This window comes from Streptomyces sp. NPDC051582, from assembly GCF_040681715.1.
In the GTDB taxonomy this organism is placed as follows: Bacteria; Actinomycetota; Actinomycetes; order Streptomycetales; family Streptomycetaceae; genus Streptomyces.
On sequence record NZ_JBFAZJ010000040.1, the window covers coordinates 1 to 24,256 of the forward strand.

Consider the following 24,256-nt stretch of genomic DNA (forward strand, 5'->3'; position numbering starts at 1 on the left):
TGCCCGGCCCTTCAAGTGGACCAAGACCGCCGACCAGATCCTCGACCGCATCTGCCGCTACTGCGACAGGATCTCCGAACCAGGTCACTAGGGGGTGTCCTCCTGGTTCCACGCACGGAGTTTCTCCGGATTGCGGACGGCCCAGATGTGCGTGACGCGGTCGGCGTCGAGGTGGAACGCGGCCACGGTCACGGTGGTGCCGGCCTGCCGGGCCACCAGGCCCGGGCGGCCGTTCACCGTCCGCTCCAGGAGCGTCAGCCCGGGGGCCCCGGCGGCCATGTGGATCAGGTACCGGGCGATGCGCTCGCCGCCCTCGACCGGGCGGAGCGCGGCGCCGGCCAGTCCGCCGCCGTCGGCGACCATGGTGGCGTCGGGGTCGAGGAGGCCGACGAGGGCCTTGATGTCCCTGGCCTCCCACGCTTCCTTGAAGTGCCGTACGAGGGCCGCCTGCCCGGCGGTGGTCGTCGCTGTGGTGGTCGCGTTCGCGGCCGCGTTCGCGGGGGCCTGTGCCGCGCGGACGCGGCGGCGGGCCGAGGTCGCCAGTTGCCGGCAGGCCGCCGGTGACCTGGCGATGATCCCGGCGATCTCGGCGAAGGGGTACCGGAAGACGTCGTGCAGGACGAACGCCACGCGTTCGGCCGGGGTCATCGACTCCAGCACGAGGAGGAAGGCCATGTTCACCGACTCGTGCAGGGCGACCCGGTCAGCGGGGTCGGCCGGGTCGCCGGTCCACTGCGTACGGTCGGGCAGCGGCTCGGGGATCCACGCGCCGACGTAGCGCTCGCGCCGGGCCCGCGCGGAGCCGAGCAGGTCCAGACAGATGCGACCGGCCACCGTCGTCAGCCAGGCGCCGGGCGCCCTGACCGCTTCCTGCTGCTGCGGCGACATCGCGTACCAGCGGGCGTAGGCCTCCTGTACGGCGTCCTCGGCCTCGGCCAGCGAGCCGAGCAGCCGGTAGGCGAGGGCGATCAGCCGGCGCCGCTCGCCGAAGATCGCGCCCGGGTCCGGCTCGGAGGTGCTCACGGCAGCGACCGCTCCCTGTTTCTCTCGGTTTCTCTCGCTCGCCTCACATTTCGCGGGCCCGCGTCGTCGGAATGCCGAGACAGTACCGAGCCACCGCCGCGAGGCGGGAGAGGGGACGACACCATGGCCACCCAGACGACCGCGGACCGTGCGACCGCGGACCGTGCGACCGCGGACCGGACGACCGCGGACCGGACGAGGACGGACCGGCGCACCCGCACGTTCCTGCGGGTCTCGATCGCCCTGCAGACCCTGGCCGTCTTCTTCCAGGCGGCCACCGCCGGACTGCTGCTGTCCACGTCCTACGGCGAGACGCTGCACGGCGTCGGAGCGCGTGTGATGTACGGCGCATCGATGCTGTACCTGCTCGCCGCGATCCTCGCCTGGCGTCCGGGAGGCGGAAGCCCCCGCCCCATCCTGTACGCGTCCGGCTTCCTCGCCCTCGCCTCGGCGCAGGTGGTGCTGGGCGTCGCGCACGTGCCGTCGCTCCATGTGCCCCTGGGCGTCCTGATGTTCGGGCTGAGCGTGCTCGCACTGGGCGGGGAGTTGTCCGGCGCCCGCCGTACGCGGGGGCGGTAAGGGGCGGCAGGCCGGGAATCGGGACGGGAAACGTCGAAGGGCCCCACCGCAAGCGGTGGGGCCCTTCGACAACGTGCCCGGTGAGGCACTGGCGGAGGATACGAGATTCGAACTCGTGAGGGGTTGCCCCCAACACGCTTTCCAAGCGTGCGCCCTAGGCCACTAGGCGAATCCTCCGCCGCAAACAATACAAGACGTTGAGGGGTGCTCGCGAACGTGATCGTCCGCAGGGGATCCGGGCGGCGACCTGGGCGGGTCCCGGCGGGGTCCGGGCCGGGGGCGGGGTCGATTCCGGGGGCTTTCATCCGCTAGGGTGGGGCCCAGCCCCTCACGTGGCGCTATCTCACCCAACTCCCCCAGGGCCGGAAGGCAGCAAGGGTAAGTGGGCTCTGGCGGGTGCGTGGGGGGCGCTTTGCGTTCCGGGGCGGCCTGCGGGGCCGTCGGCAACGGCCTGCGCGGCCGTCGGCGGGACGTCTTTGTCGGCGGGCCCGGATAACCTCGTAGACGTGTCGTCCCTTGCGCTGTACCGCCGCTATCGCCCCGAGTCGTTCGCCGAGGTCATCGGGCAGGAGCATGTCACTGTCCCCCTGATGCAGGCCCTGCGGAACAACCGGGTCAATCACGCGTACCTGTTCAGTGGTCCGCGAGGCTGTGGCAAGACCACCAGTGCGCGCATCCTGGCGCGGTGCCTGAACTGTGAGCAGGGTCCCACTCCCGAGCCCTGCGGCGAGTGCCAGTCCTGCAAGGACCTGGCGCGCAACGGGCCGGGATCGATCGACGTCATCGAGATCGACGCCGCCTCGCACGGTGGCGTGGACGACGCCCGTGACCTGCGGGAGAAGGCCTTCTTCGGGCCCGCCTCCAGCCGGTACAAGATCTACATCATCGACGAGGCGCACATGGTCACCTCGGCGGGCTTCAACGCCCTGCTGAAGGTGGTCGAGGAGCCGCCGGAGCACCTCAAGTTCATTTTCGCGACGACCGAGCCGGAGAAGGTCATCGGGACGATCCGGTCCCGTACGCACCACTACCCGTTCCGGCTCGTGCCACCGGGGACGCTGCGGGACTACCTCGGCGAGGTCTGCGGGCGCGAGGGCGCCAAGATCGAGGACGGCGTGCTGCCGCTCGTCGTGCGGGCCGGCGCCGGATCCGTGCGTGACTCGATGTCCGTCATGGACCAGCTCCTCGCCGGTGCCGCCGAGGATGGTGTGACGTATGCCATGGCCACCTCCCTGCTCGGGTACACCGACGGCTCGCTGCTCGACTCCGTCGTCGACGCCTTCGCCGCCGGGGACGGGGCGGCGGCCTTCGAGGTCGTCGACCGGGTGGTCGAGGGCGGCAACGACCCGCGCCGCTTCGTCGCCGACCTGCTGGAGCGGCTCCGGGACCTGGTGATCCTGGCCGCCGTGCCCGACGCCGGGGAGAAGGGGCTCATCGACGCCCCCGCCGATGTCGTGGAGCGGATGCAGGCCCAGGCCTCGGTGTTCGGGGCCGCCGAGCTGAGCCGCGCCGCCGACCTGGTCAACACCGGGCTCACCGAGATGCGCGGAGCGACCTCGCCCCGGCTCCAGCTGGAGCTGATCTGCGCCCGGGTGCTGCTGCCCGCCGCCTTCGACGACGAGCGGTCCTTCCAGGCCCGGCTCGACCGGCTGGAGCGGGGCGGGTTCGCCGCCGCTGCCGGAGCCGCCGCCGGCCTGGCGGCCGCCCCGGCCGGCGGGCCCGCCATGGGGTACGTGCCCGGGCCCGAGGCCCACGGCATGGCCCCGGCCGGGCCCGGCGGGGCCGTCGCCGCGCGGGCCGCCGCTGCCGCCGTACGGGCGCCCGAGCCGGCTCCCGCGGCCGCGCCGGCGCCCGCTCCGGCTCCGGTACAGGCGCCCGCTGCGGCTCCGGCTCCCGCTTCCGCCCCGGCTCCCGCTCCCGCCGCCGCGCAGGCCCCCGCCGCCGGGGCCTGGCCCGGAGCCGCGCAGCCCGGTGGCGGAGCCGCCCCGGGCGCCTGGCCCGGAGCCGCCGCCCCCGCTTCGGCCGCCCCCGCTTCGGCCGCCCCGGCCCCGGCGGCAGGGGCCTGGCCGAGCGCCGCCGCGCCCGGGTCGGGTCAGTCCGCGGCGGCCGCCCCCGCCCCGGCTCCCGCCGCCCCGGCGCCCGCTGCCGCACCCGCTCCCGCCGCCGCGCCCTCGCCCGGCATGGCCGCCGGCGCCGGGCAGGTCCAGGCGATGTGGCCCGGCATCCTCGAAGCCGTCAAGAACCGGCGCCGCTTCACCTGGATCCTGCTCAGCCAGAACGCCCAGGTCACCGGCTTCGACGGAACCACCCTCCAGCTGGGCTTCCCCAACCCCGGAGCCCGCGACAACTTCGCGAGCAGCGGCAGCGAGGAGGTGCTCAAGGCGGTCCTCGCCGAGCAGTTCCAGGTCAACTGGAAGATCGAAGCGGTGGTGGGCGCGGGCGGCGGCCAGCTCGCGGCCGCCCCGTCCTCGTACTCCGCCCCGGCCGCGCCCGCCTACACCCCGCCGCCCGCCGCCCCGGCCTCCGACCGGCAGTCGGCCCCCGCCCCGCAGCACCAGCCGTACCCGTCGCCGCAGCCCCCGGCCCAGCCGGGCGGCTCCGCGCAGCAGCCCCCCGTACGGCAGGCGCCCCCGCCGGTCGCGCCCGAGGACGACGTACCGGAAGAGGACGATCCGGACCTGGTCGACAGCGCCCTGACCGGACACGACCTCATCGTGCGCGAGCTCGGAGCCACGGTCATAGAGGAATACACGAACGAGTAGGGCCGTCTCATTGGGTGGCCGCACGAAGGACATCCCGCCACGCGGGCTAGGCTGCATGGCGTGAAGGTCCTCGTCATCGGCGGCGGCGCCCGCGAACACGCCCTGTGCCGCTCTCTGTCCCTCGACCCCGACGTCAACGCGCTGTACTGCGCTCCCGGCAACGCCGGCATCGCCGAGGTGGCGGAGCTGCGCCCGGTCGACGCCCTCGACGGCGCGGCCGTGGCCCGCCTCGCCACCGAACTCGGCGCCGACCTGGTCGTCGTCGGCCCGGAGGCGCCCCTGGTCGCCGGCGTCTCCGACGCCGTCCGCGCCGCCGGCATCCCGGTCTTCGGCCCGTCCGCGCAAGCGGCGCGGCTGGAGGGCTCCAAGGCGTTCGCGAAGGACGTCATGGCCGCGGCCGACGTCCCGACCGCCCGCAGCTACGTGTGCACCACCCCGGAAGAGGTGGACACGGCCCTCGACGCCTTCGGCGCCCCGTACGTCGTCAAGGACGACGGCCTCGCCGCCGGCAAGGGCGTCGTGGTCACCGAGGACCGGGCCGCCGCCCGCGCGCACGCGCTCGGCTGCGACCGCGTCGTCATCGAGGAGTACCTCGACGGCCCCGAGGTCTCCCTCTTCGCCATCACCGACGGCGTCACCGTGGTCCCCCTCCAGCCCGCGCAGGACTTCAAGCGCGCGCTCGACGGGGACGAGGGCCCCAACACCGGCGGCATGGGCGCGTACTCGCCCCTCCCCTGGGCCGACCCGAAGCTGGTCGAGGAGGTCATGGAGAGCGTCCTCCAGCCGACCGTCGACGAGCTGCGCCACCGCGGCACCCCGTTCTCCGGGCTGCTGTACGCCGGGCTCGCGATCACCTCGCGCGGCGTGCGGGTCATCGAGTTCAACGCCCGCTTCGGCGACCCCGAGACCCAGGTGGTCCTGGCCCGGCTGCGGACCCCGCTCGCGGGCGTGCTGTTGAACGCCGCCAACGGCACCCTGGACGCCCAGCCGCCGCTGCGCTGGAGCGCGGACGCGGCCGTCACCGTCGTCATCGCCTCCCACAACTACCCGGAGACCCCGCGCACCGGGGACCCGATCGAGGGCCTGGCCGAGGTGGCCGCCGAGGACGGGCCCGACGCGTACGTGCTGCACGCCGGGACCCGGCACGAGGGCGAGGCCGTCGTCAGCGCGGGCGGCCGCGTGCTCTCGGTGACGGCGACCGGTTCCGATCTGGCACAGGCCCGCGAGAAGGCGTATAAGGCCGTCGCGCGGATCCGGCTGGACGGCTCCCAGCACCGCACGGACATCGCCGCCAAGGCGGCCGAGCGCGGCTGAGCAGGCCGATCGGCACGGCAACCGGCCCGCGGGCCCGGCGCGCACTCAGGTGCGCACCGGGCCCGCGCGCGTGTCCGCGTGCGAGTGCATCCGGCCGCGTTCGAACGCAGCCACCTTTACCCAAAGCCATTCCATCGGGTGATGGTCACCCGGTCCGGCTGACTGCCGGTCGCTCCCCAACTAGGGTGCGATGCCAAGCATTCCGGCACTTGGCCCACCGGCATTGCGATGTCAGTGGCGGGTGTCACAGTGGGGGAGTGAGCAAAACCGCCGCAGGGCAGAGGGGGTGAGGTCCGGCCGTGTCCGGAACCGGTTCGATCGTGGAAGGGGGCGCGCCGTCCGCGCGCTCCCGGGCCCTGGCCGTGCTGCGTGTGCGCAGCCGGGCGCTGGCCCTCGGGGTGCTGCCCGCCGCCCTCGCGGTGGTGTTGGTGAGTGCCCGGATGACGGGCCGGCTGGCCGGTGACCCCTGGCCCGTGGTGACGCTCGTCGTGTGCGTGGTCGCCGCCTTGGTACTGCTCGTCGGCGGGGTGTTCGCCGCGGTGGTGCTGCGGGCGAGCCCGGCCGTGACGCCGACGGTGCCGCTGCCGGAGTCCGCCGCGCCCGACCTGTACCGGCTGGTGCGGGACCTGGCCGACCGGATGGACGTGCCGGCGCCCTCGGCGATAGCCCTGACGCCGGACTGCGACAGCTGGCTGGAGGACCGCACGCATGCGGCCCACCGGCGCGCCGGCATATCGGGCGGGCGCGAGACGGAGCCGGGCGCGGCCCCCGTGCTGGTGATCGGCTCGCCGTTCCTGTGGTGGATGCGGGTCGCCGAACTGCGGGCGGTCCTGGCGCCGGTCGTCGCCGGTACGGGTCCCTCCGCGCATCCGGACATAGCCGACGCCCGGAACTTCGTGCGCGGGCTCGACGCCGCGGTGGACGTGGGCAGCAGGCCCGGCCTCGGCTGGATCGGGCGCCCGGCCCGGCTGCTGCTGAGGCTGTGCCAGGTGGACGCCGCAGAGATGGAGCGCGGAGTCGCGGCCGCGGCCTCGGACCGCGCACAGGGTGTGGACTACGGGCTGCGCATCGTCGCCCAGGAGCAGGTCGGCCTCGCCTACGCGGGCTGGGACCGGCTGCTGACCCGGGTCGCCCTGCCCGCCTGGCGGATGGGCCGCTGGCCGGCGCACCTCGACACCGGGGTGGTCTCCGCGCTGACCGAGCTGTCCCGGCGGGACCGGCTGGCCGAGGGCTTCACCTCCCGGCTCGGCGAGCGGCCCGCGTGCGATCTGCTGGAGCGGCCCGGGGTGATCGACGAAGCGGCTTCACTGCTCGCGGCCCGGCTGTTCCACGGCGGTCCGGCCGAGGCCGGACCGGACTGGTCGCCGGTGGACTGGGCCGCGTATCCGGAGGAGGTCGTCGACCGCAAATGGCGTGCGGAGGCGACCCGGCTGCACGAGGCGCTGGACGCCCTCGCCGTGCCGCCCGGCCCGGGGCCGACTTTGGACCGGGTGCTGGGCTATCTCACGGACGCCGCCGGAGAGGGCGGCGCAGGAGAGGCGCTGGCCGGCCGGCTCAGCGGCGACCTGGCCCGGGAAGAGCGCTGCACGGGCTCGGGCGGGACGGACGCGGGCGCCCCGGTGGCGCGCGGGGCGGACACGGTGCCGCTGTTCCCGCTCCAGCCGCCCCGCAGCGGGCGGGACCTGCTCGCCGACCACGTGACGGCGATGGTGTGCGCCGCGGCCGTCGACTCGGCCGATGCCGCGCCGGGGCTGGACTGGCTCGACGGCCCGGTCCTCCTGGTCGACGGCGAACGGCGCGCGGACCTCGCCCCCCGGGTGCTGAGCCTGGTGGAGGACGGGGACCCGGAGCCCTTGCGCGACTGGCTCGCCGAGCTCGGCGTACGCCCGGAGAAGCCGGTCCGGCTGGTCTGACCGTACCGCCGCGGCGGTGCGGTCCGGCCGTCGCGGCCGGGCGGGACGCGGCACTCCACGCCTCCGGATGTGGCGAACGGTGACGTAATGAGTGCGTTATGTGATGTGCTGGGACCGGTAGCGGTTCGATGTCCGGAAACCGTGCCGTGTCGGCGTGTTCAGAGTCCGTTCGGGGGAGCGAGGGAGGGGAGCGGTATGGGTGGTGCGGACCAGATCCGGCGTTGGGAATCAGGTGCGCTCGCGCACGCGGTGACCGACCCCTTCGGCCAGGGCCCGCTGCCGTGGTTCCGCGGCAGCGAGCTGTACTTCGACGACACCGGGCACGTCGTGCCCTGGTACGTGGACCCGGCGCTCGCCGACCCCGCGCTCGCCCCCGGCCGGATCCCGCGCGCCCGCGGCAACGGCGGCCCGCGCACCGCCGACGACGTGCACCGGCAGATCAAGGGCTTCGCCTCCACCGGAGCCGTCGCGCCCGGCGAGGCCATCGACTTCCACATCACCGTGGACCCGCCCCAGCAGTTCTCCGTCGACGTCTACCGCATCGGCCACTACGGCGGCGACGGCGCCTCCAAGATCACCACCAGCCCCCGGCTCTCCGGCATCGTCCAGCCGGCCCCGCTCACCGCCGACCGCACCGTCTCCTGCCACCACTGGTGGCTCTCCTGGCGGCTCCAGGTCCCCTCCTACTGGAGCGTCGGCGCGTACGTGGCCGTCCTCACCACGGCCGACGGGTACCGGTCGCACATCCCCTTCACCGTCCGCGACGACCACCCCGCCGATCTCCTCCTCCTGCTGCCCGACATCACCTGGCAGGCCTACAACCTCTACCCCGAGGACGGCCACACCGGCGCGAGCCTCTACCACGCCTGGGACGAGGAGGGCCGGCTGCTCGGCGAGCAGGACGCGGCCATCACGGTCTCCTTCGACCGGCCCTACGCCGGCGCCGGACTGCCCCTGCACGTGGGCCACGCCTACGACTTCATCCGCTGGGCCGAGCGCTACGGCTACGACCTCGCCTACGCCGACACCCGCGATCTGCACGCCGGCCGCGTCGACCCCACGCGCTACCGCGGCCTGGTCTTCCCCGGCCACGACGAGTACTGGTCGGCCCCCATGCGCCGCACCGTCGAGCGCGCCCGCGACCACGGCACCTCGCTCGTCTTCCTCTCCGCCAACACCATGTACTGGCAGGTCGAGCTGGGCCCCTCCCCCTCCGGGGTCGACGACCGGCTCCTCACCTGCCGAAAACGCCGCGGCCCCGGCCGCCCCAGCCTCTGGCGCGAGGTCGACCGTCCGGAGCAGCAGCTGCTCGGCATCCAGTACGCGGGGCGGGTCCCCGAGCCCGCGCCCCTGATCGTGCGCAATGCCACGCACTGGCTCTGGGACTCCACCGGCGCCGCCGAGAACGACGAGCTCCCCGGCCTGGTCGCCGGCGAGGCCGACCGGTACTTCCCGCGCACCCAGCTGCCCGAGCACCAGGACCGGATCCTGCTCGCGCACTCCCCGTACCGGGACGGCGAGGGCGCCAAGCGCCACCAGGAGACCTCCCTGTACCGGGCCCCGAGCGGCGCCCTGGTCTTCGCGTCGGGCACCTTCGCCTGGTCCCCGGCCCTGGACCGCCCCGGCCACATGGACGAGCGGGTCCAGCGGGCCACCGCCAACCTCCTCGACCGGATCTGCAAGCGGGACTAGCGGGACCAGCGGGACTAGCGGGACCAGCGGGACCAGGGGGACCAGGGGGCCGGGGGCGGGCCACGACGAGCCGGGCCGGACACCCCCGGAGCCGGGCACGGGCCCCCGTACGGGAGAATGGGGCTGCGCTCGTACAGAACCACAGGGAGACCCCGTGTCCGGATTCGTCGAAAAGCCCGAGCCGGTTCAGGTGCCCGGCCTCGTCCACCTCCACACCGGCAAGGTCCGCGACCTCTACCGGGACGTCGACGGCAACCTCGTCATGGTCGCCAGCGACCGGATGTCCGCGTACGACTGGGTGCTCCCCACCGAGATCCCGGACAAGGGCCGCGTCCTGACCCAGCTCTCCCTCTGGTGGTTCGACCAGCTGCGGGACCTCGTCCCGAACCACGTGATCGGCACGGACCTGCCCGCGGGAGCCCCCGCCGACTGGGCCGGCCGCACGCTGATCTGCAAGAGCCTCGACATGGTCCCGGTCGAGTGCGTGGCCCGCGGCTACCTCACCGGCTCCGGCCTCGCCGAGTACGAGAAGACCCGTACGGTCTGCGGGCTCGCCCTCCCCGAGGGGCTCGTGGACGGCTCCGAGCTGCCCGCCCCGATCTTCACCCCGGCCGCCAAGGCCGCCGTCGGCGAGCACGACGAGAACGTCTCGTACGAGGAGGTGGCGCGCACCACCGGCGCCGAGACGGCGGCGCTGCTGCGCCGGACCACCCTGTCCGTCTACGGCCGGGCCCGGGACATCGCCCGCGAGCGCGGGATCATCCTGGCGGACACCAAGTTCGAGTTCGGCTTCGACAAGGACGGCACGCTCGTCGCCGGCGACGAGGTGCTGACCCCGGACTCCTCCCGCTTCTGGCCGGCCGACCAGTGGGAGCCGGGCCGCGCCCAGCCCTCCTTCGACAAGCAGTTCGTCCGCGACTGGCTCACCTCGCCGGCCTCCGGCTGGGACCGCACGGGCGAACTTCCGCCGCCGGCCCTCCCGCAGGAGGTCGCCGAGCAGACCAGCGCCAAGTACATCGAGGCGTACGAGCGGCTCACCGGCCTCGGCTGGGCCTGACGCCGGGTGTCCCGGGCCCCCACCAGGGCCCGGGACACGAAGAAGCCCCCGGTCACAGGACCGGGGGCTTCTTCGATGGAGCGGACAACGCGACTCGAACGCGCGACATCCACCTTGGCAAGGTGGTGCTCTACCAACTGAGCTATGTCCGCAGGTGCGCCGTAACGCGAGAACTACTATACCCAACCCCGCTCGCGTGCGAGACGCACTGCCGTGTGACGGTTCTCGGCGCCCAGCTTCGTCGCCGCCGACGACAGGTAGTTCCGTACCGTCCCCGGCGAGAGCGAGGCCCGCTCGGCGATCTCCGCGATCGGCGCCCCGTCCCCCGCGAGTTCCAGCACCTCGGCCTCGCGCGCGGTCAGCGGGGAGTCCCCCGCGCTGATCGCGTCGGCGGCCAACTCCGGGTCCACATAACGCCCTCCGGTGTGCACGGTGCGGATCAGCTCGGCCAGCCGCTGCGCCGACACCGTCTTCGGCGCGAAGGCCCGCACCCCCGCCGCCAGGGCCCGCTTCAAGTGCCCGGGGCGCCCGTGGCTCGTCACGATCATGGTCCGGCAGCCGGGGAGTTCGGCCCGCAGTGCTGTGGCGACACTCACACCGTCCGCCCCCGGCATCTGCAGGTCCAGCACGGCAACGTCCGGCCGGTGGGCGCGCGCCATCGCGAGCGCCTCCGGTCCCGAGGCCGCCTCCGCGACGACGAGCAGATCGTCCTCCAGGGCCAGCAGCGCGGCGAGCGCGCCGCGGATCAGGTGCTCGTCGTCGGCCAGCAGTACGCGAACGGGGCTCATGCCCGTGCCTCCAGTCCTCGCGGTCGTCCGCCCGGGATCCGGGCCAGCAGCCGGAACCGGCCGTCGCCGACCGGTCCGGCCTCCAAGGTGCCGTCCAGGGCCGCGAGCCGCTCCCGCAGGCCCGCGAGACCGGAGCCCGGCGGTCCGGGCGGCACCTCGGGGGCCCCGTCGTTCTCCACCACCAGCGTCAGCGCGCCCGAATCGGGCGCCGTGAGCCTGATCACACAGCTGCGGGCGTCCCCGTGCCGCAGGACGTTGGTGGTCGCCTCCCGGACCACCCAGCCCAGCGCCGACTGCACTTCGGGCCGCAGCGTCCGTCCGGCCCGCACCTCGACGCGGCAGTCCATCCCGGCCGCGCTGAGCACCCCGCGGGCGCCCTCCAGTTCCACGGTGAGGTCCGCCTCGCGGTAGCCGCGCACGACGTCCCGCACCTCGCGCTGCGACTCTCGGGCGATCCGCTGGACCTCGATCATCTGCTCCACGGCCTCGGGGCGTTCGCGCCGGGCCAGCTGGACGGCCAGTTCGCTCTTGAGCGCGATCACCGCGAGGTTGCGGCCCATCACGTCGTGCAGGTCCCGCCCGAAGCGCAGCCGCTCCTCGGCCACGGCGAGCTGGGCCTGGAGCTCCCTGGCCCGGTCGAGCTCGTACACCGTCTTCAGCAGCCAGGAGGAGAAGCCGCAGGCCAGGACCAGCAGCCCGCAGGTGAGGAGGATGCCGACCCCGTAGCCGGCCGCCTCCCCGGCGGGACGGCCCGCCGCCAGGGCCACGGCCGCCGCCGCGGCCCCCGCGGCCGGGGCCACGCAGAGCATGTGCCGCACCCGGGTCAGGATCAGGGTCAGGGAACCCGCGGCGAACGCGACCGTGTTGACCGCGAGGGAGGGGGCGACGCCCGCGTGGGCGATGGCGCCGAACGAGCGCAGGAGCAGTACGGCGACCGACAGGGCGGCGGTCAGCGCGACCAGGGCCGCCGCCAGGCGTACGGGGCGCTCGCGCCGGCCGAGCACCCAGTCCAGCGCCCTGGAGGACACCACCCCGCACAGCGCGATCTGCGCGCACAGGGGAACGAGCAGGGCCCCGGTGACGGTGCCCGGCCCCTGGGGGGCGAGGCCCAGGAACACCGCGCCGGATTCGAGGAGCACGAAGAAGTGGAACGACCAGCGGGTGTAGAGCTCGACCTTCGCCGCACTGCTGCGGTTCTTCCACCACCCCGTCAGTTTCGACACGCCCCGGCCCCCCGATGGTTCGACACATACGACAAAGGCCCTGATCAATGATCAGGGCCTTTGCACGCTGAGCGGACGACGCGACTCGAACGCGCGACATCCACCTTGGCAAGGTGGTGCTCTACCAACTGAGCTACGTCCGCATGCTTGCTCCGGCATGAATGCCGTCGCGATGCGTGCATCACTCTACCCGATCCACCGGAGTGGTCGGTAAAGCGTTGCAGAGCGGGTGACAGGGATCGCACACTGCGCCTTCCCCCTGGAAGGGGGATGTTCTGCTACTGAACTACACCCGCACGACCTTCGGGGTTTTGGCCTGCGGCCTCGCCCCTCGGCGTGATCCACACACTAGCGGACCGGAGGGGGTGGATGGCAAATCCGCCCCCGGCGGGCCCCGTTAGCGGACCCCGGAGGCTCCCCCGGAGGACCCCCGAGGGTCTCCGCGCGGCCCCCCGCTCGCTCAGTGGGCCTCGTTGTACGCCGCGTACACGCGCTTCGGGATGCGGCCGCGCGGCGGCACGTCGAGGCTGTTGGAGCGGGCCCAGGCGCGGACGACCGCCGGGTCCGGGGCCAGCGAGGTGTGCTTGTACGTCTTCCCGGAACGGGCCTGCCGGCGTCCGGCGGTCACGAAGGGTGCGAGGCTCTTCCGCAGTTTCTTCGCGTTGGCCAGATTGAGGTCGATCTCGTAGGACTTACCGTCCAGGCCGAACGTGACCGTTTCCGCCGCTTCTCCGCCGTCGATGTCGTCGGAGATCGTGACTACTACGCGCTGCGCCACGGATATCGGTCCCTTCGCGCGACGCCGCCCACCCGTCGGACGTGCGGTGATGTCGCCTGTGTGGATGTTTCGGAGCAATGCATGATTCCGCCCCGGATCGTGCGGTGAAAAATGCCGCTGTTCCGGTGGAATCCTTTGTACCGCGATTCCCATTGCATTGCGAAGCCCAGTTAATTGTCTCCGCGTGTCCCGCCGCAATCCCGGGTACGTGGTTTTCCGGTGGATTTTGCGAAGCGTTGGTGAAGTCGAAACGGGGCGCCGGTTGTGTCCGGAGGATATCTACCCGCGTAGAAATTTCGGCCGGGTACGCTGAGGGAACCGCCTTCGCACCAACCACCCATCGGGAGTGCCAGTGGCACGCGTCGTAGTCGACGTCATGCTCAAGCCGGAGATCCTCGACCCTCAGGGCCAGGCGGTGCAGCGTGCACTGCCGCGCCTGGGCTTCGAGGGCATCGCCGACGTCCGCCAGGGGAAGCGCTTCGAACTGGAGGTGGAGGGACCGGTCGACCAGGCCGCCCTCGACCGCATCCACAAGATGGCCGAAACGTTCCTCGCCAACACCGTCATCGAAGACTTCACCGTGAAGGTCGAGGCCTGACGGTGACCACTCGCATCGGAGTCGTCACGTTCCCCGGAACGCTCGACGACCGTGACTCGCTGCGCGCCGTCCGCCTCGCGGGGGCCGAGCCCGTCTCGCTGTGGCACCGCGACAAGGACCTGCACCAGGTCGACGCGGTCGTCCTCGCGGGCGGCTTCTCCTACGGGGACTACCTGCGCGCCGGAGCCATCTCCCGGTTCTCGCCGGTGATGGAGACCATCATCGAGCAGGCCAAGGCCGGGATGCCCGTCCTCGGCATCTGCAACGGCTTCCAGGTCCTCACCGAGGCCCACCTGCTGCCGGGGGCGATGCTCCGGAACAACCACCTGCACTTCATCTGCCGCGACCAGAAGCTGCGGGTGGAGAACGCGGAGACCGCGTGGACCGGCGACTACGCCGCCGGCCAGGAGATCTCCGTACCGCTCAAGAACATGGACGGCCGGTACGTCGCCGACGAGCGCGTCCTCGACGAGCTCGAAGCCGAGGGCCGCGTGGCCTTCCGGTACGTCGACGTGAACCCCAACGGGTCGCTGCGCGACATCGCCGGCATCACCAACGCCGCGGGCAACGTGGTCGGCCTCATGCCGCACCCCGAGCACGCGGTCGAGCCGCTGATCGGGACGGGCCGCACCGACGGCCTCCCGTTCTTCACCTCGGTCCTGAAGAAGCTGGTCTCCGCATGAGCCTCGACACCGTCAAGAACGCCACCGAGACCCCGGACGCCTCCCAGCCCTGGAAGGAACTCGGCCTCAAGGAGGACGAGTACGCCCGGATCCGGGAGATCCTCGGCCGCCGCCCCACCGGCGCCGAGCTCGCCATGTACTCGGTCATGTGGTCGGAGCACTGCTCGTACAAGAGCAGCAAGGTCCACCTGAAGCAGTTCGGCGAGAAGGTCCCGCAGAACGACGCCATGCTCGTCGGCATCGGCGAGAACGCCGGCGTCGTCGACGTCGGCCAGGGGTACGCGGTCACCTTCAAGGTCGAGTCGCACAACCACCCCTCGTACATCGAGCCCTACCAGGGCGCGGCCACCGGCGTCGGCGGCATCGTCCGCGACATCCTCGCCATGGGCGCCCGCCCGGTCGCGGTCGTCGACCCGCTGCGCTTCGGCGCGGCCGACCACCCCGACACCAAGCGCGTCCTGCCGGGCGTGGTCGCGGGCATCGGCGGCTACGGCAACTGCCTGGGCCTGCCGAACATCGGCGGCGAGGTCGTCTTCGACGCCTGCTACCAGGGCAACCCGCTCGTCAACGCCGGCTGCATCGGCGTCATGAAGCACGAGGACATCCACCTCGCCAAGGCCTCCGGCCCCGGCAACAAGGTCATCCTCTACGGCGCCCGCACCGGTGGCGACGGCATCGGCGGCGTCTCGGTCCTCGCGTCCGAGACCTTCGACGACACCAAGCCCACCAAGCGCCCCGCCGTCCAGGTCGGCGACCCCTTCCAGGAGAAGCTCCTCATCGAGTGCACCCTGGAGATCTTCAAGGAGAAGCTGGTCGCGGGCATCCAGGACCTCGGCGGCGCCGGGCTCTCCTGCGCCACCTCCGAGCTGGCCTCCGCCGGCTCCGGCGGCATGCGCGTCGAGCTCGACACCGTGCCGCTGCGCGACGCGACGCTCTCGCCCGAGGAGATCCTCATGAGCGAGTCGCAGGAGCGCATGTGCGCGATCGTCGAACCGCAGTACGTGGACCGCTTCATGGAGATCTGCGAGAAGTGGGACGTCATCGCCACCGTCATCGGTGAGGTGACCGACGGCGAGCGCCTGGAGATCTTCTGGCACGGCGAGCAGATCGTGGACGTGCCGCCGGGTACCGTCGCCCACGAGGGCCCGGTGTACCACCGCCCGTACGCGCGCCCCGAGTGGCAGGACGCCCTCCAGGCCGACGACGCGGGCAAGCTGCCCCGTCCGCAGACCTCCGAGGAGCTCCGCGCGCAGGTCCTGGCGCTGGTCTCGTCCCCCAACCAGGCCTCGAAGTCCTGGGTCACGGACCAGTACGACCGCTTCGTCCAGGGCAACACGGTGCTCTCGCAGCCCGAGGACGCCGGCATGGTCCGCATCGACGAGGACACCAACCTCGGCGTCGCCATGGCCACCGACGGCAACGGCCGCTTCGCGAAGCTCGACCCGTACACGGGTGCGCAGCTCGCGCTGGCCGAGGCGTACCGCAACGTCGCGGCGACCGGCGCCAAGCCGCTCGCCATCTCCGACTGCCTCAACTTCGGTTCGCCGGAGGACCCGGGCGTCATGTGGCAGTTCGCCGAGGCCACCCGCGGTCTGGCGGACGGCTGCCTGGAGCTGGGCACCCCGGTGACCGGCGGCAACGTCTCGCTCTACAACCAGACCGGTGACATCGCGATCCACCCGACCCCGGTCGTGGCGGTCCTCGGTGTGATCGACGACGTCAACCGCCGCACGCCGATGGCGTTCGCGCAGGCCGGCCAGCTGCTGTACCTGCTGGGTGACACGGCCGAGGAGTTCGGCGGCTCGGCCTGGTCGCAGGTCGTCCACGACCACCTCGGCGGCATGCCGCCCAAGGTGGACCTGGGCCGCGAGAAGCTGCTCGGCGAGATCCTGATCTCGGCGTCCCGCGACGGCATGGTCGACGCGGCGCACGACCTGTCCGACGGCGGCGTGATCCAGGCGCTCACCGAGTCCTGCCTGCGCGGCGGCAACGGTGCGCGGATCGTGGTCCCCGAGGGCCTGGACGCGTTCACCTTCCTGTTCTCCGAGTCGGCGGGCCGGGCCATCGTGGCCGTCCCGCGCAGCGAGGAGCTCCGCTTCACCGACATGTGCGGTGCGCGGGGCCTGCCCGCCACGCGCATCGGCGTGGTGGACGGCGAGGAGATCGAGATCCAGGGCGAGTTCACGATCCCGCTGGCCGAACTCCGCGAGGCCCACGAGGCCACGATCCCGGCCCTGCTGGCCTGATCCCGCCTGCTGTGCGCGCGGCCCCGTCCACGGGTGTGGACGGGGCCGCGGCGTCGTCCCCGCCGGGCGCGGGGGCGGTTCGCATCGCCGCCGCGCGGCGGGGACGCGCCCGTGCGACCCTCCCCGGACAGGGTCGATAGGGTCGCCGCATGCCACCCGCCAAGAAGAAGGCACGTACCTACGATGCCGCGAAGATCCGCGCGGCCGTCATCGCGCAGTTCGGGCATGTAGCCGTTGCCGTACGGGGATTGGACGACGAGCGGCTCGCGCGGCCCAGCGGGGTCGGGGCGTGGAGCGTCGCCGAACTCGCCGCGCACATCGCGTGGATCGCGGATTCCCTGGCCGCCGGGCTGGCCCGGCCCCCGGCCGCCGTGCCGGAACTGAGCGCCGTCGAATGGCCCTTCGCCACGGCCTCCCTCGCCGGGAAGATCGCCGAGGCGGCCAAGGAGACCCTGGGGGGCGCGCCGCTGTCCGAGCTGTACGAGCGCGCCGGCACCCGCATGGGTGAGGAACTGGCCGAGAACCCGGGCAACCGGGTGCTGGACCTGTGGGTCGGGGACATGACCCTGGCGGACTTCCTGGTCACCCGGACCGTGGAGCTCGTGGTGCACACGGACGACCTCAACAGGGCGGCGGGCCTGGACATCCCGATCGAGCGCCAGGCCCTGGCGGCCTGCACCCGGCTGCTCGCCGACGCCCTCGCGCTGAAGGCCCCGGGAGGCTCGGTGGAGGTACGGATCCCGCCGTTCGCGGTGGTCCAGTGCATCGAGGGGCCCCGGCACACCCGCGGCACCCCGCCGAACGTGGTGGAGACGGACCCGCTGACCTGGATCCGGCTGGCCACAGGACGGACGGACTGGGCCTCGGCCGTGGAGGACGCGCAGGTCAGGGCCAGTGGCGAGCGGGCCGACCTGTCCGCGCTGCTCCCGGTCATGAGCTGAGGGGAACCGCCCGCGGGCGGGATCCGTCCCAGGGGCATGCGCACGCCCCGGCACCTCCCCGCCGCCCTCGTCGCCCTCCTGACCCTGGCCGCCGCCACCGCCTGCGCCGACGGCGGTCCGCGCGGCACGCTCCCCGCCCACGGCTCGGCCGGGACCTGGTTCGTCCAGAGCCTGACCACGGGCGGGAAGACCCTCACGGCGCCGCCCGTCGCCCGAGTCCACCTCCCGCCGTCCGAATCCGACCAGGCCACGGGCAACTACGGCTGCAACGGGTTCACCGCGGAGGTCACGTACGAGGGCCCGGGCGCCATCACCGTGAAACCGGGCTCCACCACCGCCATGGCCTGCGAGAACACGGAGTTCGAGACGGTCTTCGCGAAGCTCCTCACCGGCCGTCTGACGGTCGACCGGCAGGCGAACGCGCTCACCCTGAAGACGGCCGACGGGAGCACCATCGCGATGAGCGCGGAACCCCCCGCCCCGGACGCCCCGCTCACCGCCACCGCGTGGACCGTGACCTCCCTGGTCAGCGGCCGGAGCGCCGCCTCCGTACCGGCCGGGGCGACCGCCAAGGCCGTCTTCACGATCGCCCCCGACGGCTCCGCGAGCGGCAGCCTCGGCTGCAACCGCTTCAGCGCCGGGGCGTCCGTCGAGGGCCCCAGGGTCTCCTTCGGTCCGCTGACCAGCACCCGGATGGCCTGCCAAGGCCCCGAGGGCGAGTTGGAAGCCAGGCTGACCGCCCTGTTCGGCAGCGGTCCGCTCACCTGGAAGGTCCGGGGCGACACCCTCACCCTCACCGCCGCCGACGGAAACGGCCTGGTCGCCAGGGGTGCCTCCGCCGCCGAATGAGGCGGTCGGGTCGGGGCAATTCGGATATCGGGACAGTCACCCTCCGCAGGGGTTACCCGACTGTCCGCACTGTGACTTTTACCGGCCATCCCCAATTCGGACCAGTGGTCGATCTCGCCTACACTCGGAAGCGTGCCTCGTGGTGATGGACGACTCAACCACGACCTGCTCCCCGGCGAAAAGGGCCCCCAGGACGCTTGCGGCGTCTTCGGTGTCTGGGCTCCGGGTGAAGAGGTCGCCAAGCTCACCTACTTCGGACTGTATGCGCTGCAGCACCGTGGACAAGAGTCCGCGGGAATCGCTGTGAGCAACGGTTCCCAGATCCTCGTCTTCAAGGACATGGGCCTCGTTTCCCAAGTCTTCGACGAAACCTCTCTCGGCTCGCTCCAGGGTCATATCGCGGTCGGTCACGCCCGCTACTCGACCACCGGAGCCTCCGTCTGGGAGAACGCTCAGCCCACTTTCCGCGCGACCGCCCACGGCTCGATCGCCCTGGGTCACAACGGCAACCTGGTGAACACCGCCGAGCTCGCCGAGATGGTCGCCGACCTCCCCCGTCAGGACGGCCGCGCCACCCAGGTGGCGGCCACCAACGACACCGACCTGGTCACCGCCCTGCTGGCCGGCCAGACGGACGACGACGGCAAGCCCCTGACGATCGAGGAGTCGGCCACCAAGGTCCTCCCGAAGGTCAAGGGCGCCTTCTCGCTCGTGTTCATGGACGAGGGAACCCTCTACACCGCCCGTGACCCGCAGGGCATCCGCCCGCTGGTCCTCGGCCGCCTGGAGCGCGGCTGGGTGGTCGCGAGCGAGACCGCCGCCCTCGACATCTGCGGGGCCAGCTTCGTCCGCGAAGTCGAGCCGGGCGAGCTCATCGCGATCGACGAGAACGGTCTGCGGACCTCTCGATTCGCGGAAGCGAAGCCCAAGGGCTGTGTCTTCGAGTACGTCTACCTGGCGCGCCCGGACACCGACATCGCCGGCCGGAACGTCTACCTCTCGCGTGTCGAGATGGGCCGGCGTCTGGCCAAGGAAGCCCCCGTCGACGCCGACCTGGTGATAGCGACACCGGAATCCGGCACGCCCGCCGCCGTCGGCTACGCCGAGGCCAGCGGGATCCCGTACGGCTCCGGCCTGGTCAAGAACGCCTACGTGGGCCGGACCTTCATCCAGCCCTCGCAGACGATCCGCCAGCTGGGCATCCGCCTCAAGCTCAACCCCCTCAAGGAAGTCATCCGGGGCAAGCGCCTGGTGGTCGTCGACGACTCGATCGTCCGCGGCAACACCCAGCGCGCCCTGGTCAAGATGCTCCGCGAGGCCGGCGCGGCCGAGGTCCACATCCGGATCTCCTCGCCGCCGGTGAAGTGGCCGTGCTTCTTCGGCATCGACTTCGCCACCCGGGCCGAGCTGATCGCCAACGGCATGACGGTCGACGAGATCGCCACGTCGCTCGGCGCGGACTCGCTCTCGTACATCTCGCTCGACGCGATGATCGAGGCGACGACCATCCAGAAGCCCAACCTCTGCCGTGCCTGCTTCGACGGCGAGTACCCCATGGAGCTGCCCGACCCGCAGCTCCTGGGCAAGCAGCTCCTGGAGAGCGAGCTGGCCGGCGGCACCGACGCCGCCGACGCGCTCCGGCGCCCGTAGCGCCGCGACCCGCGACCCCCGGCTCCACCTGCGCCGGGCCCTGTCTTTACGAGTGCTTCTCCCAGGGCCCGGCACCACCCGCAGTAACGACACGAAAGCTCTCCCTGTCATGACAGAGAAGACCACCGGTGCCAGCTACGCAGCCGCGGGCGTGGACATCGAAGCCGGAGACCGCGCGGTCGAACTGATGAAGGAGTGGGTGAAGAAGACGCAGCGCCCCGAGGTCCTCGGCGGCCTCGGCGGATTCGCCGGCCTCTTCGACGCCTCCGCCCTCAAGCGCTACGAGCGCCCGCTGCTGGCCTCCGCGACCGACGGCGTCGGCACGAAGGTGGACATCGCCCGCCAGCTCGGCGTGTACGACACCATCGGCCACGACCTCGTCGCGATGGTCATGGACGACATCGTCGTCTGCGGCGCCGAGCCGCTCTTCATGACCGACTACATCTGCGTGGGCAAGGTCCACCCCGAGCGTGTCGCGGCGATCGTCAAGGGCATCGCCGAGGGCTGCGTCCTCGCCGGCTGCGCCCTGGTGGGCGGCGAAACCGCCGAGCACCCCGGTCTGCTGGGCCCGGACGACTTCGACGTGGCGGGCGCCGGCACCGGTGTCGTCGAGTACGACCGCCTGCTCGGCGCGGATCGCATCCGTACGGGTGACGCCGTCATCGCGATGGCATCGTCCGGCCTTCACTCGAACGGGTACTCACTCGTCCGGCACGTCCTCTTCGACCGCGCGGGCATGTCGCTCGACCAGCACGTGGAAGAGCTCGGCCGGACCCTCGGCGAGGAGCTCCTGGAGCCCACCAAGATCTACTCGCTGGACTGCATGGCTCTCACCCGTACGGCCGAGGTGCACGCGTACTCGCACATCACCGGCGGCGGACTCGCGGCGAACCTGGCCCGGGTCATCCCGGACCACCTGCACGCCACGGTCGACCGTTCGACCTGGGCCCCCGGCGCGATCTTCGACCTGGTCGGCAAGGCCGGCCAGGTGGAGCAGCTGGAGCTGGAGAAGACCCTGAACATGGGCGTCGGCATGATGGCCGTGGTCCCGCAGGAGTCGGTGGACGTGGCGCTGACCGCGCTGGCCGACCGGGGCGTGGACGCCTGGGTCGCGGGAGAGATCCTGGACCGGGGCGACCACGGCGAGGGTGCGACCCTGACCGGTTCCTACGCAGGCTGAGACGGCCGGGCAACACTGAAACCCGGTCCGGGGCGCGAGGCCCCGGACCGGGTTTCAGTCTTTGTTGCTTTCGTGCAGACGCCAAAAAGCGTCAAGCGCCGCGACGCTGTGCCGACGGACCGGACTCTTCGTCCTCGTCGTCGTCATCGCTGTTGTACAGATCCGCGTACTTGGCGTACGGGTCGTCGTCGTCATCCAGATCGTCATCGACTTCGACCGGCTCGCTGACAGGCAGCAGCGGATCCGTCGGCGATGCGCCCAGCTCATTGGCCAGACGCGAGAGGTCAGTCCCGCCGCTGTTGTACTTCAGCTGGCGGGCGACCTTTGTCTGCTTGGCCTTGGCCCGGCCGCGCCCCATGGCTCGACCCCCTCGGTGACGGGGCTCGACGGCCCCAGAGTCTGACACGCGTTCATGGTTCGGAGCGGGCTCTCCGTGGAGAGACCGTCCGTAGGGGTTTAACGGTACCTGCTTCCGCGGCCATACGGTACGCCGCCCGCATGACGTGCCCCGGTGCAGGACCAATGAGGCGCCCCGTCCTCGCTGGTCAGCTGCGATTTTAACCCTTTCCTGGCGGGCGACCCGCCGAAGTGCAGTGAGTTCCGTCTCGCCGCAACCCCGGCGGGCGCACGCAAGGGCCCTACAGGGCCGGGGTCGAGCCCTTCACGGCCTTCGCGGCGCGGGCGTCCGCCATGCGCTGCTCGGCGATCCGGTCGGCCGCGGCGGCCGGCGGAATACCGTCCGCCTTCGCACGAGCGAAGATTTCGAGCGTGGTGTCGAAGATCTTCGTGGCCTTCGCCTTGCACCGGTCGAAGTCGAAGCCCCGGAGCTCGTCGGCGACCTGGATGACCCCGCCCGCGTTCACCACGTAGTCGGGCGCGTAGAGGATCCCGCGGTCCGCGAGGTCCTTCTCCACGCCCGGGTGGGCGAGCTGGTTGTTCGCGGCGCCGCACACGACCCTGGCGGTCAGGGCCGGTACCGACTCGTCGTTCAGCGCGCCGCCGAGCGCGCAGGGGGCGTAGATGTCCAGGCCCTCGGTGCGGATCAGCGCGTCGGTGTCCGCCGCCACGGTGACCTGCGGGTGCTTGTCGAGGACACGGCGCAGCGACTCCTCGCGCACGTCCGTGATCACGACCTCGGCGCCGTCCTCCAGGAGGTGTTCGACGAGGTAGTGGCCGACCTTGCCGACACCGGCCACGGCGACCTTGCGGCCGCGCAGCGTCGGGTCGCCCCACAGGTGCTGGGCGCTGGCCCGCATGCCCTGGAAGACGCCGAAGGCGGTGAGGACCGAGGAGTCGCCGGCGCCGCCGTTCTCGGGGGAGCGGCCGGTCGCCCAGCGGGTCTCGCGGGCCACGACGTCCATGTCCGCCACGTAGGTGCCGACGTCGCAGGCCGTGACGTAGCGGCCGCCGAGGGACTCCACGAACCGGCCGTAGGCCAGCAGCAGTTCCTCGGACTTCAGGACGTCGGGGTCGCCGATGATCACGGCCTTGCCGCCGCCGAGGTCGAGACCGGCGAGGGCGTTCTTGTACGACATGCCGCGCGAGAGGTTCAGCGCGTCGAGGACGGCCTCCTCGTCGGAGGCGTACGCGTGGAAGCGCGTACCGCCGAGGGCGGGGCCCAGGGCGGTGGAGTGGATCGCGATGACGGCCTTCAGGCCGGAGGCTCGGTCCTGGCACAGCACGACTTGCTCGTGGCCGCCCTGTTCCGAACGGAACAGGGTGTGCAGGACGCCGTCGGTCATTTCGGTCACGGTGGTGACTCCCATGGAAGAGATGCGGCGGAATGACGCCCGCCCTGCGGGTGGGGGAGGGCGTGCTGGGAGCAGAGTAAGACCTGCGGGCCCCGTGCAGGTGACCTGTCCGGAGATCGGAACACTCCGGGGGTCCGCCCCGCCCGGCGAGTAGCTCCCGGCGGGGCGGGGGAGTACGAGGACGTGAGCGAATCCTCCGACCCCAAGCTGCCCGCGGCGCGCTCGGCGCCGACCGTCCCGTACGCCTCCTACCTGCGCGTCTACGAGCCCCTGGCGGCCTTCGCGGAGCCGGAGCGCACGCACTGGGCCTCGTACGCGCGGCGCGGCGTGGTGGCGACGGCCCAGGACGAACTGCGCCGCTCCCTCTCCGACTTGGTCCGGGTCCCGGTGGTCGGGGTGCCGGCGCACGAGAGCGCGGACGCCTTCACGGCACAGCTGGACGGGGTGCTGCTGGTCTGCCCCTGGCGGACCAGGCTGCGCGGCTGGCTGGCGCTCCAGGAGCTCGTGGACCAGTTCCCGCTCCCGGTGCTGGACGCGGCGCTCCCGCCGGGCGAGCGGCGGCGGGCGGCCGAGGAGTACGAGCGCTGGCGCGAGCGGAACCCGGACGCGCGCCCGTGGATCCGCACCGGGGTGTGGCAGGTGCCGCTGCGCTGGTTCGTGCTGGTGGCCGACGACGAGCGGGAGTACCTGCCGGGCGAGCGGCTGCGCTACCGGACGCCGATGGTGCAGGCCCGGCGGCGGCTCGCGCGGGCACTGCGGATCCTGCGGGCGGCCGAGGGGTACGGGGGGCTCGCGGAGGGGCTGGTGGACGTCGGCAGCTGGCTGGAGGAGTTCCACCCGCGCTCGATGGTCGAGCTGGACTACGCGGGCCTGGTGCACGCACTGCCGGCGGACCGGCTGCGGGCCGACCGCTCGGCCCGGGACGTGGCGGCGGGGATCGCGGCGCTGGGGGCCGGGGACGCGGCCGCGGCGGCGGAGGTGTACGCGGAGCTGGCGCAGCGCTGGCGGGAGGTCCGGGAGAGACTGTTCGCGAACTGACCCCCGAGCGACCCCCCACGTTCTTGATCGGGACGCATTCGGGCCTTAGTTCCAGGACCTACGTCCCGATACGGGCCATTGACTCAAGCGTGACGGACCGCACTATCTACACCCTTGCGCCCTTCCCCTACCCTCGTGCCAAAATAGGACAAGGAGTCCGGGGAGGGTTCCTTCCACCCAACTTTGGGCGG

General features: G+C 72.3%; 20 protein-coding genes, 4 tRNA genes and 1 other RNA gene. 15 read left to right on the top strand and 10 right to left on the bottom strand.

Translation table 11 applies throughout. The features are described 5' to 3' along the window. Positions 1-87 precede the first annotated feature (87 nt). On the bottom strand, positions 88-1,023 hold the full coding sequence (sigJ, locus tag AB0M92_RS34555; RefSeq protein ID WP_366106322.1) for an RNA polymerase sigma factor SigJ: 936 nt from the start codon (positions 1,021-1,023) through the stop codon (positions 88-90). Positions 1,024-1,146: 123 nt separating this feature from the next. On the opposite strand from sigJ, the gene AB0M92_RS34560 reads away from it, so the two are divergent. Beyond that, entirely contained in the window at positions 1,147-1,602 is a 456-nt protein-coding gene (locus AB0M92_RS34560; RefSeq protein ID WP_366106323.1) for a hypothetical protein, read from the top strand. Between the two features lie 89 nt (positions 1,603-1,691). Here AB0M92_RS34560 and AB0M92_RS34565 read toward each other — a convergent pair. Then, positions 1,692-1,779: transfer RNA gene (locus AB0M92_RS34565), tRNA-Ser, on the bottom strand. 142 nt (positions 1,780-1,921) lie between these two features. On the opposite strand from AB0M92_RS34565, the gene ffs reads away from it, so the two are divergent. The 6 genes from ffs to AB0M92_RS34595 all read left to right on the top strand — a co-directional run bounded on the left by ffs (position 1,922) and on the right by AB0M92_RS34595 (position 10,340). Beyond that, positions 1,922-2,020: signal recognition particle sRNA small type (gene ffs, locus AB0M92_RS34570), an RNA gene on the top strand. An 88-nt stretch (positions 2,021-2,108) separates the two neighbouring features. Further along, the gene (locus tag AB0M92_RS34575) at positions 2,109-4,364 is read left to right on the top strand and encodes a DNA polymerase III subunit gamma and tau (RefSeq protein ID WP_366106324.1); all 2,256 of its coding nucleotides are present in this window, start codon (positions 2,109-2,111) and stop codon (positions 4,362-4,364) included. 60 nt (positions 4,365-4,424) lie between these two features. Further along, entirely contained in the window at positions 4,425-5,678 is a 1,254-nt protein-coding gene (purD, locus tag AB0M92_RS34580; protein WP_366106325.1) for a phosphoribosylamine--glycine ligase, read from the top strand. 299 nt (positions 5,679-5,977) lie between these two features. Then, the gene (locus AB0M92_RS34585; RefSeq protein WP_366106326.1) at positions 5,978-7,591 is read left to right on the top strand and encodes a hypothetical protein; all 1,614 of its coding nucleotides are present in this window, start codon (positions 5,978-5,980) and stop codon (positions 7,589-7,591) included. A 195-nt stretch (positions 7,592-7,786) separates the two neighbouring features. Beyond that, entirely contained in the window at positions 7,787-9,283 is a 1,497-nt protein-coding gene (locus AB0M92_RS34590; RefSeq protein ID WP_366106327.1) for a N,N-dimethylformamidase beta subunit family domain-containing protein, read from the top strand. 154 nt (positions 9,284-9,437) lie between these two features. Further along, positions 9,438-10,340, top strand: coding sequence for a phosphoribosylaminoimidazolesuccinocarboxamide synthase (locus AB0M92_RS34595; RefSeq protein ID WP_366106328.1), 903 nt, complete (start codon positions 9,438-9,440; stop codon positions 10,338-10,340). A 76-nt stretch (positions 10,341-10,416) separates the two neighbouring features. On the opposite strand, the gene AB0M92_RS34600 is transcribed toward AB0M92_RS34595, so the two are convergent. The 6 genes from AB0M92_RS34600 to AB0M92_RS34625 form a co-directional block, all read right to left on the bottom strand. Then, positions 10,417-10,492, bottom strand: a tRNA-Gly gene (locus tag AB0M92_RS34600). Between the two features lie 24 nt (positions 10,493-10,516). Continuing rightward, positions 10,517-11,128 carry a response regulator transcription factor gene (locus tag AB0M92_RS34605; protein ID WP_366106329.1) on the bottom strand — a complete coding sequence of 204 codons (612 nt, stop codon included), beginning with the start codon at positions 11,126-11,128 and terminating at the stop codon, positions 10,517-10,519. Continuing rightward, positions 11,125-12,351, bottom strand: a complete 1,227-nt coding sequence (locus tag AB0M92_RS34610; protein ID WP_366106330.1) for a histidine kinase — start codon at positions 12,349-12,351, stop codon at positions 11,125-11,127. Before AB0M92_RS34610 ends, AB0M92_RS34605 begins: the two co-directional genes overlap by 4 nt. Before the next feature lie 70 nt (positions 12,352-12,421). Next, positions 12,422-12,494 (bottom strand) — tRNA-Gly (locus tag AB0M92_RS34615). 81 nt (positions 12,495-12,575) lie between these two features. Beyond that, a tRNA-Gly gene (locus AB0M92_RS34620) sits at positions 12,576-12,647 on the bottom strand. A gap of 164 nt (positions 12,648-12,811) precedes the next feature. Then, on the bottom strand, positions 12,812-13,129 hold the full coding sequence (locus tag AB0M92_RS34625; RefSeq protein ID WP_366106331.1) for an Lsr2 family protein: 318 nt from the start codon (positions 13,127-13,129) through the stop codon (positions 12,812-12,814). 346 nt (positions 13,130-13,475) lie between these two features. On the opposite strand from AB0M92_RS34625, the gene purS reads away from it, so the two are divergent. The 7 genes from purS to purM all read left to right on the top strand — a co-directional run bounded on the left by purS (position 13,476) and on the right by purM (position 21,276). Further along, positions 13,476-13,727: a phosphoribosylformylglycinamidine synthase subunit PurS gene (purS, locus tag AB0M92_RS34630; RefSeq protein WP_008740952.1), complete on the top strand. Its 252-nt coding sequence runs from the start codon at positions 13,476-13,478 to the stop codon at positions 13,725-13,727. A 2-nt stretch (positions 13,728-13,729) separates the two neighbouring features. Further along, a complete protein-coding gene (gene purQ / locus AB0M92_RS34635; protein WP_048476878.1) occupies positions 13,730-14,410 on the top strand; it encodes a phosphoribosylformylglycinamidine synthase subunit PurQ in 681 nt (226 codons plus the stop codon). Next, complete coding sequence (purL, locus tag AB0M92_RS34640) at positions 14,407-16,656, top strand: phosphoribosylformylglycinamidine synthase subunit PurL (protein WP_366106332.1); 2,250 nt, start codon at positions 14,407-14,409, stop codon at positions 16,654-16,656. The genes purQ and purL overlap by 4 nt, the downstream gene beginning before the upstream one ends. Positions 16,657-16,805: 149 nt before the next feature. Beyond that, positions 16,806-17,597, top strand: coding sequence for a sterol carrier family protein (locus AB0M92_RS34645; protein ID WP_366106333.1), 792 nt, complete (start codon positions 16,806-16,808; stop codon positions 17,595-17,597). Positions 17,598-17,633: 36 nt separating this feature from the next. Continuing rightward, positions 17,634-18,446 carry an META domain-containing protein gene (locus AB0M92_RS34650; protein WP_366106334.1) on the top strand — a complete coding sequence of 271 codons (813 nt, stop codon included), beginning with the start codon at positions 17,634-17,636 and terminating at the stop codon, positions 18,444-18,446. Between the two features lie 132 nt (positions 18,447-18,578). Continuing rightward, positions 18,579-20,096, top strand: coding sequence for an amidophosphoribosyltransferase (gene purF / locus AB0M92_RS34655; protein WP_030292355.1), 1,518 nt, complete (start codon positions 18,579-18,581; stop codon positions 20,094-20,096). Between the two features lie 109 nt (positions 20,097-20,205). Beyond that, positions 20,206-21,276 carry a phosphoribosylformylglycinamidine cyclo-ligase gene (gene purM, locus AB0M92_RS34660; protein ID WP_366106335.1) on the top strand — a complete coding sequence of 357 codons (1,071 nt, stop codon included), beginning with the start codon at positions 20,206-20,208 and terminating at the stop codon, positions 21,274-21,276. A 91-nt stretch (positions 21,277-21,367) separates the two neighbouring features. Here purM and AB0M92_RS34665 read toward each other — a convergent pair whose 3' ends face one another. Both AB0M92_RS34665 and AB0M92_RS34670 read right to left on the bottom strand, forming a co-directional pair. Beyond that, the gene (locus AB0M92_RS34665) at positions 21,368-21,634 is read right to left on the bottom strand and encodes a DUF3073 domain-containing protein (protein WP_229338159.1); all 267 of its coding nucleotides are present in this window, start codon (positions 21,632-21,634) and stop codon (positions 21,368-21,370) included. Between the two features lie 280 nt (positions 21,635-21,914). Continuing rightward, positions 21,915-23,027 carry a Glu/Leu/Phe/Val dehydrogenase gene (locus AB0M92_RS34670; RefSeq protein WP_366106336.1) on the bottom strand — a complete coding sequence of 371 codons (1,113 nt, stop codon included), beginning with the start codon at positions 23,025-23,027 and terminating at the stop codon, positions 21,915-21,917. Between the two features lie 183 nt (positions 23,028-23,210). Here AB0M92_RS34670 and AB0M92_RS34675 point away from each other — a divergent pair, with 183 nt between their 5' ends. Continuing rightward, positions 23,211-24,065 carry a hypothetical protein gene (locus AB0M92_RS34675; RefSeq protein ID WP_366106337.1) on the top strand — a complete coding sequence of 285 codons (855 nt, stop codon included), beginning with the start codon at positions 23,211-23,213 and terminating at the stop codon, positions 24,063-24,065. The last annotated feature ends 191 nt before the right edge of the window (positions 24,066-24,256 follow it).